This window comes from Flectobacillus sp. BAB-3569, from assembly GCF_002270355.1.
Lineage (GTDB): Bacteria > Bacteroidota > Bacteroidia > Cytophagales > Spirosomataceae > Flectobacillus > Flectobacillus roseus.
This window is the reverse complement of record NZ_NJFZ01000007.1, coordinates 22870-37493: the sequence shown is the minus strand read 5'-3', so window position 1 is coordinate 37493 and position 14624 is coordinate 22870. Positions and strand designations below refer to the sequence as shown.

The 14624-nt window shown below is 37.5% G+C and carries 12 protein-coding genes; 4 read left to right on the top strand and 8 right to left on the bottom strand.

Annotated features, from left to right (window positions below; translation table 11 throughout):
- The first annotated feature begins 125 nt into the window (after nucleotides 1-125).
- Complete coding sequence (locus tag BWI92_RS08070; RefSeq protein ID WP_095161736.1) at nucleotides 126-857, top strand: carboxypeptidase-like regulatory domain-containing protein; 732 nt, start codon at nucleotides 126-128, stop codon at nucleotides 855-857.
- 354 nt (nucleotides 858-1211) lie between these two features.
- On the opposite strand, the gene BWI92_RS08065 is transcribed toward BWI92_RS08070, so the two are convergent.
- From BWI92_RS08065 to BWI92_RS08050, 4 genes are all read right to left on the bottom strand, one after another.
- Nucleotides 1212-2030, bottom strand: coding sequence for an OmpA family protein (locus tag BWI92_RS08065; protein WP_176464372.1), 819 nt, complete (start codon nucleotides 2028-2030; stop codon nucleotides 1212-1214).
- Nucleotides 2008-3135 carry a PD40 domain-containing protein gene (locus BWI92_RS08060; protein ID WP_095161732.1) on the bottom strand — a complete coding sequence of 376 codons (1128 nt, stop codon included), beginning with the start codon at nucleotides 3133-3135 and terminating at the stop codon, nucleotides 2008-2010. The genes BWI92_RS08065 and BWI92_RS08060 overlap by 23 nt, the downstream gene beginning before the upstream one ends.
- A gap of 78 nt (nucleotides 3136-3213) precedes the next feature.
- On the bottom strand, nucleotides 3214-3843 hold the full coding sequence (locus BWI92_RS08055; RefSeq protein ID WP_229242304.1) for a 7-carboxy-7-deazaguanine synthase QueE: 630 nt from the start codon (nucleotides 3841-3843) through the stop codon (nucleotides 3214-3216).
- Nucleotides 3844-3893: 50 nt separating this feature from the next.
- On the bottom strand, nucleotides 3894-4913 hold the full coding sequence (locus tag BWI92_RS08050; RefSeq protein WP_095161729.1) for a glycosyltransferase family 2 protein: 1020 nt from the start codon (nucleotides 4911-4913) through the stop codon (nucleotides 3894-3896).
- A gap of 693 nt (nucleotides 4914-5606) precedes the next feature.
- Between BWI92_RS08050 and BWI92_RS08045 the strand changes: the two genes are divergently transcribed.
- The 3 genes from BWI92_RS08045 (at nucleotide 5607) to BWI92_RS08035 (ending at nucleotide 9863) form a co-directional block, all read left to right on the top strand.
- Nucleotides 5607-7880 (top strand): NADP-dependent malic enzyme, encoded by a 2274-nt coding sequence (locus tag BWI92_RS08045; RefSeq protein WP_095161727.1) that lies wholly within the window; start codon nucleotides 5607-5609, stop codon nucleotides 7878-7880.
- Nucleotides 7881-8142: 262 nt separating this feature from the next.
- On the top strand, nucleotides 8143-8502 hold the full coding sequence (locus BWI92_RS08040; RefSeq protein ID WP_095161725.1) for an Hpt domain-containing protein: 360 nt from the start codon (nucleotides 8143-8145) through the stop codon (nucleotides 8500-8502).
- Between the two features lie 149 nt (nucleotides 8503-8651).
- Nucleotides 8652-9863 (top strand): glycosyltransferase family 2 protein, encoded by a 1212-nt coding sequence (locus tag BWI92_RS08035; RefSeq protein ID WP_095161722.1) that lies wholly within the window; start codon nucleotides 8652-8654, stop codon nucleotides 9861-9863.
- A 223-nt stretch (nucleotides 9864-10086) separates the two neighbouring features.
- Here BWI92_RS08035 and BWI92_RS08030 read toward each other — a convergent pair whose 3' ends face one another.
- The 4 genes from BWI92_RS08030 to BWI92_RS08015 form a co-directional block, all read right to left on the bottom strand.
- On the bottom strand, nucleotides 10087-10983 hold the full coding sequence (locus BWI92_RS08030) for a glycosyltransferase family 8 protein (RefSeq protein ID WP_095161720.1): 897 nt from the start codon (nucleotides 10981-10983) through the stop codon (nucleotides 10087-10089).
- Between the two features lie 94 nt (nucleotides 10984-11077).
- On the bottom strand, nucleotides 11078-12241 hold the full coding sequence (locus BWI92_RS08025) for a glycosyltransferase family 2 protein (RefSeq protein ID WP_095161718.1): 1164 nt from the start codon (nucleotides 12239-12241) through the stop codon (nucleotides 11078-11080).
- Between the two features lie 63 nt (nucleotides 12242-12304).
- The gene (locus BWI92_RS08020; protein ID WP_095161716.1) at nucleotides 12305-13198 is read right to left on the bottom strand and encodes a glycosyltransferase family 2 protein; all 894 of its coding nucleotides are present in this window, start codon (nucleotides 13196-13198) and stop codon (nucleotides 12305-12307) included.
- Nucleotides 13199-13395: 197 nt separating this feature from the next.
- On the bottom strand, nucleotides 13396-14610 hold the full coding sequence (locus BWI92_RS08015; protein ID WP_095161714.1) for a glycosyltransferase: 1215 nt from the start codon (nucleotides 14608-14610) through the stop codon (nucleotides 13396-13398).
- Nucleotides 14611-14624 lie beyond the last annotated feature (14 nt).

Genomic DNA, 14624 nt, shown 5'->3' with positions numbered 1-14624 from the left:
AGCAAACAGAGTTTTGCTAAAACGTTAAAAACTGTTAAACCAACACAGGACTACAAGGTCTAATCCTTTAAATTGTATAAGTTTGCGTATTCAATCCGTTGAAATTTCAAATTAAATATTATACCATGCGATTAGCATTTAGATATATTACCATACTAACACTCTTCTTGACAGGATTTTCTGTTAAGACTTTTGCTCAGGGGCAGGATAAGAGTGTTATTTTTTCGGGAAGAGTAGTAGCAGACCGTAGTTCTGAATTTTTACCAAGTGCTTATGTTTTTAACCCAAATTCAGGGAGAGGTACATTGACAGATAACTTAGGTAATTTTGCCTTGTATGTATATCCTGGCGATACAATTCAGTTTTCGTATGTGGGTTATAAAAAGCGCTATTATGTCATTCCTAGAGACATTGAGCAAACACACCAAGCTTATGTGCGTATGGCTGAAGAAACGAGAATGCTCGCCGAGGTGAGGGTATATCCATATAGTACAGAAGAAGATTTCAAAAAGGCATTTTTAGAAATGCAGTTGGATAATCAGGCAGGACGTAAGGCATTAGCGAAGAATTTGGAGCAATCAAAATTGAATGTATTGGCGCTAAAAGCTGGTTTGAGTGGAGCAGGTAATTTTAGAAACTTCTCTGATCAAATGACTTACAGTATGGCCAATCGTAACTTTATTTCGAGTCCTTTGATGACCTTAACCAATCCATTTGCATGGGCACAGTTTATTCAGTCAATCAAACGTGGAGATTTGAAAAAAGATGATTATAAAAAGGCCTACGAAGATGCGCCAAGTGAGGGTGTAAGTCGTCAGAAAATTATGAAAGAAATTAAGTCTGGTGGAGGCCAGTAATATTGAGTGAATTGTGATTGAGTGATTATTTTTTTTAATTGATGTTTCACTAGCAAAGATGATATGTCTTGCCTTTAGAGATAAGTCCTTTAAGCTGTTCATTCTTGACCAAGATTCCACTTAGCGGGTGAACTTATTCACCAGTGACAAAATATTCAAATAGTTTCCTTATCAAAAAAAGCGGTCGAAAATTGTTTTTTCGACCGCTTTTTTTGACAGATACTACCAATGTAAGACCAGATTCGGCTAAGGACGCAAAGCATTGCGTCTCTACTTCTAGCACATAGATTTTTAGAATAATCACTCATTCACTCAATCTAAATTCACTCAATGTGCTAAGGTAGACCTACTTTTTTACAAAAACTTAACTTCAATCCTTCTATTGAGTTTTCTGTTTTCGTCGGATGTATTGGGTACAAAAGGTTTGGTTTCGCCGTATCCTTCAGCTTTGATTTTATTGCTCGGAATACCTTTATTGACTAGATAATTCATCACTTCTTTGGCTCGTTTTTGAGATAAAATAAGATTGTCTGCATCTTTACCTACATCATCAGTATGTCCCGAAATTTCGACCGAAAGCGTAGGGTTACTTTTTAGCAAAACCACTAGTTTGTCGAGCTCAGTAGTAGATTGAGGTTGTAAGTCCCACTGGTTTGTTGCAAAGAAGATATTATTCAAAATTTCTTTAGCATCTTTTTGAATAGGCTCAAGGCTAATATTTAATACTTTGTCGAGTGCATGAGTTTGGCTAAAATCAAAATGAAGACTTTTGAAAAAATACCCTTGTTTATTCACAAACAAGGCATATTCGCCCGAAGTATTTAATACCGAAATATACTGGCCTGTTTTAGCATCGGAGAGAAATTTCCCTACCGTTTGAGAAGGTTTTAATGCTACTAATTCTAACTCAGCAGAGAGTTTTTGCTGTGTTTTTGCATCAGTTACAATACCTTTTAGGTAGGTTGTAGCTTGGATTTTGGCTTGTAACGAGTTGGGCAATGTGATTTCTACGAGTTTAGATTTTTTATATCTCTCTCCTGTATCTTGTTCTAATGAGTAATATCCTTTTTGTCCGTCGGCAGTAATAAATAAGGCTACTTGGTCGTCTTGGGTATTGATAGGATAGCCTAAGTTTTGAGGTACAGACCAGTTAATACCTTGCTTTTGAGACATAAATAAATCCAAGCCACCCATCTGCGTGTCCTTCAGAACTAAAAAATAGGGTTTGTCCATTGGCATGAATAAAAGGCGACAAATCGTCTTCAGTGGTGTTGATGGTATTTCCTACATTTTGAGCCTTTTGCCATTGTCCTGTAGAGTCTTGTTTACTCACCCAAATATCCCTTTTCCCGATACTACCTCTTCTGTCTGATACAAAGTACAAAGTTCGTCCATCTGCCGAAAGAGAGGGTTGAGAATCCCATTCGCCCGAGTTGACGGCTTGTCCCATATTCATGGGTTTGGTCCAGTCATTCCCTTCTCGATAACTTACAAACAAGTCACAACTTCCCAAGCTATTACGACCTCCACAAGCGGTAAATACCAAAGTGCGACCGTCGGCAGCAACACTGGCGGTTCCTTCATTTTGTGAGGTATTGATTAGTTCTGAGAGGCTTTGAGCTTGTTGCCACTGTTGATCTTTCCACTTCGAAACGTATAAGTTTTCGTCTCGATTGCTATAGTTTTGTGCTGTGAATATCAACGTTTCTCTGTCAGCGGTGAGTGTGGGGAAATATTGTGTATCGAAAGCATTGATGGTATTAGGTAAGGCAATGGGCTTTATATCAAGCGGTTGCTCTACAGCTCTTAAAGCAAACTCAGCATTAGCTATACTTCTTTTGATGCGTTGAATCGTCAGGTTATTTGCGGCTGGGATTCTTGGAAGTAATAATTCAAGATAAGCTTTGGCTTTTTGATATTCCCCTTTACGCATATACAAATTCCCTAAGAATTGTAAGGCACTGTTGGCGACACCAGCCTCTTGGTTGGAATTATAGCTTTTTTCATAATTTAAAATAGCATTGCCAAACTGTCTATTTTGTTCGTACAAACGACCTAATTGATAATAAGCCTCGGCAAAAAGGTTATCTCGCTCAACGGCCTCCTCAAACTGTTGAAAAGCTTCATCTATTTTTCTTTCTTGCAAAGCCTGAAGCCCATCCTGATAGGCATTGATGGCTTTTTTATTAGTGGTAGAAAGATTTTGCTGAGCAAATACTTCGCTCGTTATGAAGCCTAAAAAGCAACTTAAAAGTGCCCAAACTCTAAAAGTATTCATAATTATTACAAGTAATAGGACAATGTTAAATAAAAGAGCCTGTCGGATAATTCATCCAACAGGCTTTTTTATTTGACCTTAAGGAATGTTCATAAATTTATGAACTTGTAACGAAATTCTCCACTTTGGATTGTCTTTTATGTATTCTATAATCAAGGGAAGAATTGTTTCCGATTTGCTCCATTCAGGTTGGAGATATAACAGACACTCTGGTGACATTTTTGCTGCATAACCTTCGGCCCATTCAAAATCACTCGGATGATAAATGACAACTTTTAGTTCGTGGGCTTTTTCGAAAATATCTGGATTAGGAGCTTTGAATTTTTTAGGTGAAAAGCAAATCCAATCCCAGTAACCTGTTACAGCCTCGCACACCCCAGATGTTTCGATATTGGTTTGAATACCTGCATTATGAAGGGCATTAGTTAGTTCGTCCAGATGGTGCATCAACGGTTCGCCTCCTGTGATTACTGCCAATTTGCCTGGATGCTTGGCTGCTTCAGCTACAATTTCATCGAGTGTTAGTTGTGGATGCGCATTTACATCCCACGATTCTTTTACATCACACCAGTGACAACCGACGTCACAGCCACCCAATCGAATAAAATAAGCGGCTTTTCCTTGGTAATATCCCTCTCCTTGTAGCGTATAAAACGCTTCCATGACAGGAAGGGTACTCTGTTTTATATTTCCTTCAATAGTTGTCATATCTTTGATGCTCAGTAGTTTACTAATTAATTTGTTGTTAGGGGACAATATCACTCAACAATATCTCCAATCATGGCCTGTAATATTCCCAATTGGCTAGAACCTAAGTGGCAATATTTGTGATAATTTCCTTTATAATAATTGACCAAAGCAGGAATAAAGCGCTTGTAACGTGGTCTAAATGGCAATTCCGCTCTTAAATTATAATGTTCATATGCTCTTGTAAGGGGCACTAGATCATCAATTTTATGAGTAGTATTCTCAAGAATATAATCTATGATCTTCTTATAAAAAACCGCTTTTTCCAAGAAGGGTTCAACTTTTTCAGTTTTAGGACGTGTAAAGCGATTTTTTAAAGTTACCTTTTCTCTGTGCGTAAATTCATCATTTTTAGCTCCCACTTGTTGAGCAGAGTGCTGACGATACCAAATTAAATCTTCGTTGATAAAGTCTATTGAATTGGTAATTGATGCCAGCATGGCAATCCAACCATCATGAATAAAATCCTTGTCAATTTGAGTAGGGAATGGAACAATCTCACTAACAAAGCTTCTACGAAAACACATAGTGCAGCCAGTCACCCTGTTACCTGCCATTAAAATTTCTGTTGAATGACCATTTCTCCAACGCTGTAATGTATGTTCTTCCAAATTGACGGTTTCCCACATTTTTTTACCCAAGCTGTTTAAATTTTCATCAACTAATAAAGCGTTTGAAAACAAAACATTTGTTTTAGGATGTTCCAGCATGTATTTACCCATCACCTCTAGTTTAGTCGGAACCCAAAAGTCGTCTTGGTCACATAGCATAATCACATCACCAGTACACAATGAAACGGCTCTCTCAAAGTTTTTGACAGTGCGCAAAGCAGGCTTGTTTTCGTAAATACGAATTGGAAAAGGAGCATTTATCGAACGAATGATCTCAAGCGTATTATCCGACGAATTATCATCACAGATTACAATTTCACTGGGTTTTAATGTTTGATTAATTAAACTTTCTATTTGGGTTTTGATATACTTGCTACCATTATAAGTGCAAAGTGCTATCGAAATGGTGGGTACGTTCATTTTAATAAAGTCTTTCTACTAAAATAATATTAGTGTCAGTCTGTTTACAGGTTATTAGTGGGAAAGAAATATGGTCTATCGCAATCAATTATTTAGCAAGAATTATATTTTAAAAAATTGTGCTTTACAGTCGTCAATCCAGAATCGCAAATTTACGGATAACTTCCGATTTTATCATGCGGATTTTGTAATTAGCCGAGTCATTAACTAAAATGGATACATCTAAAATAAAATACTTTATCATCCTCACAGATTGTCCTACATATTTTCTATTTTGTAGTCTTAAGGTACATATATATCAAATTGCAGGGTATTTAGTGTTAAAATCCTTTAAGATTGTATTTTTTCTAAAAAACTTTTCTTAATTCTTTAGTTGAGTTGCTATCGTTTTTTGCTAAAGTTTAAGGATTTTCTTTTGTTTTAGCTTTTAACTAAATGTATTTATTCTGAAAAAAGTAAAAACTCTTTCAAAATATGTGCTTTTTCAGTCTGCTATGATTTGGTCACTTAGTATATTTTTATAGACTTTTCAAAATCTATGCGCTAATTTCGCCACTCTTTTATTCATCTAAAACTAATAAACTGGCCTAAAACGTGAGGTGCTCCAAACGTAAGGCCTAACGTTCGATACTTTACAAGATCGAGCACTTTTTTAACTTAAGGTGATCCTCACAGGATTGTCGCCCAATCAACATGAAACAAAAATCTATTCGCAAGCAAGATGCCTTGGATTACCACTCCAAAGGCAGGCCAGGAAAAATTGCAGTTGTTCCGACCAAAGAAACAGAAACACAGCGTGACCTTTCACTGGCCTATTCACCAGGTGTTGCAGAACCCTGTATCGAAATTGCCAATAACGTAGAAAATGTTTACAAGTATACCGCCAAAGGAAACTTAGTAGCGGTAATTTCGAATGGTACTGCTGTGCTAGGACTTGGGAATATTGGCCCTGAAGCAAGTAAGCCTGTGATGGAAGGTAAAGGCTTATTGTTTAAAATCTTTGCCGATATTGATGTGTTTGATATTGAGCTAAACACTCAAGACCCAGAAGAGTTGATTCGTACAGTTAAAGTATTAGAACCAACATTTGGAGGGGTAAACTTGGAAGATATTAAATCTCCAGAGTGTTTTGAGATTGAAGAGAGATTAAGAAAAGACCTCAAAATTCCTATTATGCATGACGACCAGCACGGAACAGCGATTATTTCGGGTGCTGCGCTTATCAATGCCTTGGAATTAGTAAATAAGAAAATTGATGAATGTCGTTTCGTGATTTCTGGTGCAGGTGCAGCAGCTTTGTCTTGTGCGAAGTTGTACTTGTTATTAGGTGCCAAAATCGAGAATATTTTGATGTTTGATAAGGATGGTTTGGTTCACAAACGCCGTACTGACCTCAATAAATATGTTGCGCCATTTGCGACTAGCACCGAAGGTATCGAATCTTTAGCCGATGCCATGAAAGGCGCTGATGTGTTCTTAGGATTGTCGGTGGGCAATATTGTTTCACAAGACATGATTCGTTCGATGGCTAGCGATGCTATCGTATTTGCGATGGCCAATCCAACACCAGAGATTTCGTATGAAGATGCAGTGGCTGCTCGTCCAGATATTATCATGGCGACAGGTCGTTCAGATTATCCTAACCAAGTAAATAACGTATTAGGTTTTCCGTACATATTCAGAGGAGCACTCGATGTTCGTGCTACTGAAATTGACGAGAATATGAAGATGGCTGCTGCAAAAGCCCTTGCAGAATTGGCCAAAAAACCTGTTCCAGATATTGTAAATTTGGCATACAATGAGAAAAACTTATCATTTGGACGTAATTATATTATTCCAAAGCCCGTTGACCCTCGTTTGATTACCACAGTTTCTATTGCGGTTGCCAAAGCTGCTATGGAATCAGGTATTGCTCAAAATCCTATTACCAACTGGGAAGCTTATGAGCAGGAGTTAGCAAAACGTTTAGGATTAGACAACCAGTTGATGCGCTATATCATCAACCGTGCTAAAAGAACACCAAAACGTGTGGTTTTTGCTGATGCTGAAAATTTGAAGGTATTAAAAGCTGTTCAGCAAGCCAAAGACGAAGGTATTTGTATTCCTATCTTATTAGGTAATGTACAAAAAATTCAACGTATCATCGAGGAACATAATTTGGAATTAGGTGATGTGAAAATCATTGATACTCGTGATGCTCAGAATGCAGACCAGTTAAAACGTTATGGCGATATTTTCTTCGAAAAACGTAAACGTCGTGGTTACAATCAGTATGAAGCGCACAAACAAATGCAGGTGCGTAACTACTTTGCAGCAATGATGGTAGAAACGGGCGATGCAGATTGCGTAATTTCTGGTTTGACGCGTAACTATCCTAATGCTATCCGTCCAGCCTTACAAGTAATTGGTCGCGACGAAGGTGTGAAGAAAGTATCGGGTATGTATATCTTGTTGACGAAAAAAGGGCCATTGTTCTTCTCTGATACGACGGTAAACTTTAACCCAAGTGTGGAGGAAATTGTGGAAATTACCGAGTTGACTGCCAAAGCCGTTGAGCAGTTTAATATCCGTCCAAGAATTGCTATGTTGACGTATTCCAACTTTGGTACTGCCGATGGAGAGGATGCTGTTAAAATGCGTGAAGCTACAGCAATTCTACAAAGAAAGCATCCTGATATGGTTGTTGAAGGTGAAATGCAGGCACACATGGCGTTTGATACTGATTTAGTTCGTGAAAATTATCCATTCTCGAAACTAGCAGAAGAAGGAGCAAACGTATTAATTTTCCCGAACCTTTCGGCAGCAAATATTTCTTATAACTTGTTGAAAGAAACAGGTGATATTGAATATATCGGACCAATTTTACTTGGTTTGCGCAAACCTGTACACGTATTGCAATTAGGTTCGTCGGTTCGTGAAATTGTGAACATGGTAGCAATTGCTGTGGTAGAAGCACAATCAAAATAGGTCTCTATTTTTGAGCTATTAGCTATTTTAAAAGGGAGTTTCGAGGTTTTTTCGAAATTCCCTTTTTCTATTTTCAGAAATACTGAAAAACAATTAGTTGTGTTTAAATATATTTTTCCTCACTTAACTGTATTAATTTTAGTTATATCCTAGGATGTTTTTAAAACAAAAAGATAATGAAAACTGATTTTTTAGTATCTTTGAAAACAGACTCCCTTTATCCGTTCTAACGAAAACTACCTAATCAAGACAATTTATAAAGATGTATTTATTCAGACGAAATATAGACCATACTTACTTAGATGAGGTGTATGGAGGCGAACGTGACATAATAACCATGATGATGGGTGTATTTTTGTCAGATTCTGTGCCTTCATGGGAAAGTGTAGCTACATCATTGGCTAACAACGATTATGTTACGGCTGGTCAGGTCGTACATCGTATCAAGCCCTCTTTTACGATGATTGGTCTTCAAGATTTTCATGAGCCTGTTCAAGCCTTGGAACACGCCCTGAAGCATGGAGCAGCAAAATCTGTTGTACAAGATTTACACAAGCTGATTGATGAGGAGCTAGCACTCATCATTCCACAAATAGAGGCTTATCTATCTGAGGAATCATAAAATAGTTTGTTGTTAAGTATCGAGGTGAACTTGATGGTAATTGGATAGATATTTTCTGATTATTGCTTAAGTGGAATGGTGTTTGTTGGATTCGATACCAATAAAGTTTACTAAATCCTTTCTGCTAATTCTATCAAATATTCTAGGGTATGAAACAATTTATTGAAATTCTCCTCGTGCTTGCGCTGTTTTTGGTTTTTTACACTTACGTAGGCTATGGAATTGTAGCTTGGGTTTTGGTAAAAATTCGAACTTCCTTAGGAAAAACCTTCAAAGCTGAGTTTGACCCCGAATATCTTCCTGAAGTAACTTTAGTGGTTCCTGCGTATAATGAGATGAGCTGTATCGAAAGTAAGCTTTTCAACTCCTTAGATTTAGATTATCCAACCAAAAAAATCGAATTTCTTTTTGTCACAGAAGGCTCAACCGATGGCACTAGCGAGTATATCGAGTCGATATGCGCTCAGTATCCACACGTGCGGATGATTGGTGGAACGGCACGACGTGGCAAAATTGAGGCAATGAATATGGCCGTACCAACAATCAAATCTCCGATTGTGATATTTACAGATGCCAATACAACCTTAAACAATCAAGCTATTAAAGCGATAGTTCGCCATTTTAAAGATGAAAAAGTGGGAGCTGTAGCTGGCGAAAAGCGTATCCAAACCAATGATGCCGAAGCAGCTGCAGGGGCAGGCGAGGGCTTGTACTGGAAATATGAGTCGTTTTTGAAAAAACTTGATACCCAATTATATAGCGTCGTAGGGGCAGCAGGCGAACTCTTTGCCGTTCGAACTAATCTCTTTAACCCCGTTGAAAAAGATACTCTCCTCGACGATTTTGTGATTTCACTCCGTATTGCTGCTGATGGATATCGTGTTATTTATGAGCCAGAAGCTTATGCTATTGAGCGTCCATCGTTTTCTATTCAAGATGAAATGAAGCGTAAAATCCGCATTGCTGCAGGTGGTTTTCAAGCCATTGCCCGTTTAGGATTTTTATTGAATATTTTTAAATATGGCTTGTTATCTTTCCAGTATGTATCGCACCGTGCGATGCGCTGGGCTATAGCGCCATTCTGCTTACCGATTATTTACTTCCTCAATTTGCTACTAGTTTTGCAGGCAGAACAAGGATTTTTGCCTCAGTCTTTTTACTTGCTTCTATTTCTTGCACAAACAGCATTTTATGTAATGGCTTTTGTGGGATATACCTTAGAAAATAAACAAATTCGTATCAAACTATTGTTCGTACCATTCTATTTCTCGTTTATGAACTGGTGTGCTATTAAAGGCTACGCGCGTTATCGCAATGGTCTCACTTCAGGTATTTGGGAAAAAGTGAAAAGAGCGGAGTAGTTTTTTTGAGTGAACAGGGACAAAGGTGCAAAGGCACAAAGTGTTTTAGGGTATAGGGGTGAGGGTATAGGGATTAGTTTTTTCTTTTTAAGTGAACAGGCACAAAGGAGCAAAGGCACAGAGTGTTTTAGGGTATAGGGATTAGTTTTTTCTAAAAAAGTTGAAAACGTAGGTTAAATTGAGTAGATGGAGTGCAGGTTAGGGGTTTTCTAACCCCTAACCCCTACTTTTTAAAAAAGTCTGGAATTTTCTCAATGATATTCATAATCTTCTTCAAATAACGTTTGGTTTCTCCAACGGGCTTGTAGCCTTTCCACGCAGTTTGATTCAGGTAAAAATCAAAACGTTCCTTGTATTTGGGCAAACTATCGTAGGTTTGATACATAGGTTTGCGACCAATAAAGTGAATTAAGTATGGTGGCTCTGGATATTCGTCTGAGGCAAAGGCATTCCATAGCGGACTTAACTCAAGCCAGCGGTTTGCCATCACGATATTTAGTCCATATTGGTCTGGATAATTGGCATATTTTTCATTGTCTTTGATACACTGCACTACCTTTTCTGGACAATTTTCTGTTCTCCATTTCTCAATGTCTATTACCAGAATACCTGTGTTGAAATACTTGGTATCTGGCGAAAATCCTAACTCTTTATAATTGAGAATTCCTCCCCAAGAATTACTAAAGACTAGCAATCGAGGGTCGATAACCGCTCCTAATAGATTATCCCCTAAGTCGATATTCCAGAGTTCTGCAATGTCTTTTTCGACAATCATATCCACATCAAGGTAGATGATTTTGTCATATTTTTCTGGAATAAAATATGGGATAAATATACGTGTATGGATATTTTTAGGATATGAACTGCGATCAAAAGGAATATGCAAATTGTCTGGAATCGCATCGTCGAGTGGTATCCAATGTAATAGCATTTTACTGGCATCTAACGACTGTGTAAGCTTTTTACGGCTAGTATTAGATACTTTGTCTTCTACAATAAATACTTCAATCAAATCAGAACCTTTATGATTGACTTCGATAGATTTTAAAAGTGCTGCCAACAATACCAAGTAGTGGTCATCGCAGGCTACAATAATGGCTATATTCGTATTTTTTTCCATGATTGGATCATTAAATTCTTGCTTAGAAATAAAAGGGTTGTACTCGAAAAATGGTTATTGGGAAATATTTCTTCAAAAACCATTAACCAATATCCTATGAGTCATGTGGTGTATGAAGGAATTTCTTCTTGGCTTCACCCATTTTTAAAATCGCACGAATAAAACGGAAAAATAAAGAAGGCAACAACATGATTTCCTTCCATGTAATCAGACGTTTAAGAAAATCTGGCGTTGAGATATAGAAAGTAAATAAGAGCGTCACAAGCTGTCCCCATGCTAATACTTTGAAGTTGAAATCTCCAGAAAAAATAGACACAAAGGCAAAAAACATAAGCATACCCAATAAGATAATTCGAGGAGGTAATAGAGCCTGAAACACTTTATTGGCATAGTCAATATTGCCTTTAAACAAGTGAACCACGCCCGAAGCAAAGTTTTGTTTTAAGTATTTGAACTGTGCTGCAATCCAACGAGTACGTTGTTTTTCAAAAACCTCTGCATTTTGTACTTTTTCGTCATATACAAAAGCATCTTCGATATAGTCGAATACGATTCCTCGCTTGAGCAAACGCATTTCGAGTTCTTTATCAAAACCACCAATCGCATTGATTTCGGACATTACATCCACAAAAAGTGCATAATCAAAAGCCATCCCTGAGCCAATCAAGGCCGAGGACAAACCCAATGCTCGATGTCCTTTGCGGAGGATATGATTATTGATTTCTTCACTAATGGCGTCCAAAATAGCCGTTGGAGAGTTGGTGTTTTTGGCAGTACGGTGCCCCTGTACAACCTGATAACCTAAATCAAAAGTAGCATTGAGTTTGGTTATAAAATCGGTTGCCATGATATTGTCAGCGTCCAGAATAAGCGCTATATCATATTGCTCCGTTAATTGAGACATTGCATAATTCAAAGCTTTGGCTTTGGTCGAAGTTTCAAATGTAACTTCATATGTGGTGATGGGAAGCTCTCTTAATTGAGCGACTGTTTCGGGCTTGAGAGAATCCGCAATGACGATTACATCAAAAAGTGCTTTAGGATAATCCTGAATCAAAGCCCTTTTGGCTGATTCCAAAATCACTTTATCTTCTTTATACGAAGGTAAAAATACCGCAAATTTTCTCTGAGTTTTTGGGGTACGAGTAGTAGTATTGGCGCTAGTTACTTTACCAGCAATAGCAAATACCAGTAGATATAGGGTGAAAATGCCCAAAAGAATCAGGAAAAGAATAGCTAAGTTCAGAATGATACCCATCTGCTTATTGGTTTATAAATTTGAAAATTATCTATCAAAAATGATTAGGAAAATATGGTATTGTTAGCCTTTGAAACTTTGCAAATAACCATTTAAGAATGGCTTGAAATATTCGAACTGTCTATTTTTTAAAAAAACTAAAAGATTTTTCGGAATAGAAACAAACGTGAAAAAGCTAAAACTAATGAGCCATTGCCAAATCTTAAAGTTGCGTTTCATAAACCAAAGTCTGTTACGAGTCAGATAAAACATCTTGAGCGGGCTATTTCGTCCTGTCGAAACAGATTCTTTATGTAAGACGGTTGACTCTGCAACATACCAAACCAAGAAACCGTCGTTTCTACAGCGTTTACACCAGTCTAATTCTTCATAATACAGAAAGTAGTCGTCGTGCATAGAACCTGTTTTTTCAAGTACTTTTTTTGAAACAATGACTGCCGCACCATGTATGTAGGAGGTTGGCCCACTTTTATCATATTGACCTTCGTCTTTTTGCTTTTTGCCGTAAGGTTCACCCCGCCCTGTAAGTACACTTATTTCAGGTGCACCAGCGTATTGAATCAGATTATCTTCGTAAAAATATTTGATTTTTGGACTGGCCATGCCAATCTGTGGATTGCTCTGCATGACTTTTACCAATGGCTCCAAAAAGCCCTTGGGCACTTCCGTATCGTTGTTGAGCAATAACAAATATTCGCCTTTAGCTAGTTGGATAGCCACGTTGTTGCCACCAGCAAAACCTAAGTTTTCTTTGCTGTAAATAAACTTTACCCATGGATAATCAGGCTCTAAGGGTTTTACATCGTGTTGTGGACTACCATTATCCACCACAAAAACTTCGTAATTGGGATAGGTGATTTGATGAAAGGAATCTAAAAATTCGCGAGTGACCTGCGGTTGATTATAATTCACCGTAATGACCGACACGAGGGGATATGTGGAAAAAGAACTATGCATATATGGCGGTATTAAGTATGAGTGCTAAGTTTTGATTACAATTTTATGATTACTAATATTGTACCCCATTAATCTATCAAACTTAATTTTACACGATTACTTAAGTAATCGCGCAAAATAAGATTTGATCAATTGGAAATGTAAGATGTTGATAATTAAAATTTTACATTCACAATTCACAATTCACAATTCAACACTCACACTTGGCTAGAATATTTATGGTAAAGTGTTTCTAGTAAATGGTTTAGCTGAGCTCCTCGTTGTTGCCATGAGTTTTGTTTGGCAATTTCGACTCTTGCCAATTGCTTATGGTCAGAATCTTTTTCCAACAAATCTTTCACTGCTTGGATAAAATCAGCCGTATTGGTTGATACGTGAATGGCCTCTCCAAATTCTGAAAGTGGGGCAAAATCCGTTGCCACAACCCCTAAACCTGCGGCGAGATACTCATTGATTTTCATGGGATAAATCGCTGCGGTTTGCTCATTTTTGACAAATGGAATTATGCCAATATGAAATTCTTTGAGGTATTCCATCAAAGCGGTTGGAGGCTTAGCTCCTTCAAATCGGATATTTGGTATTGTCCTAAGTGGCTCTGTTTGTTCTTTTACTTCCGACATATCATCAAGCACGCGTCCTACTATGATGATTTCTGTATCTGGAAATTCGAGAGCTAATTGTTTGAGAATATCGTAATCAATCCGTTGGTCAATAGTTCCAATATACCCAATTTTTTTCTTAGCGTTTTTCTGAGAAAGGGGTACAAATGCCTTGTGAAAAAGCTCAAAATCAACACCATTTTTAACGGTATCTATATGATTGTTAAAAGGCTTTTTGGAGTTTTGCAATCCCTCCGAAGATACAATCACATGATCGACCATCTTCATATATTGCGCCTCCAATCGTGGTCCGTGGTCTTTTGCCCAATAACTTGCCCCAATCTCATCATAACAATAATAGGTCTGTATATGTGGTTTGAAATTATCATATAAACCTATGCCATAGCTTGGGTTGAAAGCATTGACCACTATATAATTTTTGCTATTCAAGTCCTTTAAGGCTCTTTGTATTGTACTAGCTTGCCAAAAAGAATTGAAACGCAATAGCTTTTCAAACAAGGGTACTTTTTTGATAAAATTAATAGGAATCACTGGTGGCGTCGACAGTACATAAATCGTTGCCCCATTTTCCAATGTGATATTTCTTAATCGTTTTTTTAACCCTAAAATCCTTGAAACAGGAATGTGAAAAGGATTTTTGAAAATAGCCTGAACAACATCCTTGACCGTGTATTGATAATCGACGTACAGCACCCTTCTATGAGCCGCTAACTCACTCATCAATTGAATAGTACTTTTGACGTAATCGCCTTCCCACGAGGGAAAAGCTACGCAAACAACATCGAACTCCATATACTTTGAGTGGT

What these genes read in the sequence shown, in the direction of transcription:
- BWI92_RS08070 (WP_095161736.1), top strand. Translation starts at nt 126, where the DNA reads ATGCGATTAGCATTTAGATATATTACCATACTAACACTCTTCTTGACA.
- BWI92_RS08065 (WP_176464372.1), bottom strand. Translation starts at nt 2,030, where the DNA reads ATGTCTCAAAAGCAAGGTATTAACTGGTCTGTACCTCAAAACTTAGGC.
- BWI92_RS08060 (WP_095161732.1), bottom strand. Translation starts at nt 3,135, where the DNA reads ATGAATACTTTTAGAGTTTGGGCACTTTTAAGTTGCTTTTTAGGCTTC.
- BWI92_RS08055 (WP_229242304.1), bottom strand. Translation starts at nt 3,843, where the DNA reads ATGACAACTATTGAAGGAAATATAAAACAGAGTACCCTTCCTGTCATG.
- BWI92_RS08050 (WP_095161729.1), bottom strand. Translation starts at nt 4,913, where the DNA reads ATGAACGTACCCACCATTTCGATAGCACTTTGCACTTATAATGGTAGC.
- BWI92_RS08045 (WP_095161727.1), top strand. Translation starts at nt 5,607, where the DNA reads ATGAAACAAAAATCTATTCGCAAGCAAGATGCCTTGGATTACCACTCC.
- BWI92_RS08040 (WP_095161725.1), top strand. Translation starts at nt 8,143, where the DNA reads ATGTATTTATTCAGACGAAATATAGACCATACTTACTTAGATGAGGTG.
- BWI92_RS08035 (WP_095161722.1), top strand. Translation starts at nt 8,652, where the DNA reads ATGAAACAATTTATTGAAATTCTCCTCGTGCTTGCGCTGTTTTTGGTT.
- BWI92_RS08030 (WP_095161720.1), bottom strand. Translation starts at nt 10,983, where the DNA reads ATGGAAAAAAATACGAATATAGCCATTATTGTAGCCTGCGATGACCAC.
- BWI92_RS08025 (WP_095161718.1), bottom strand. Translation starts at nt 12,241, where the DNA reads ATGGGTATCATTCTGAACTTAGCTATTCTTTTCCTGATTCTTTTGGGC.
- BWI92_RS08020 (WP_095161716.1), bottom strand. Translation starts at nt 13,198, where the DNA reads ATGCATAGTTCTTTTTCCACATATCCCCTCGTGTCGGTCATTACGGTG.
- BWI92_RS08015 (WP_095161714.1), bottom strand. Translation starts at nt 14,610, where the DNA reads ATGGAGTTCGATGTTGTTTGCGTAGCTTTTCCCTCGTGGGAAGGCGAT.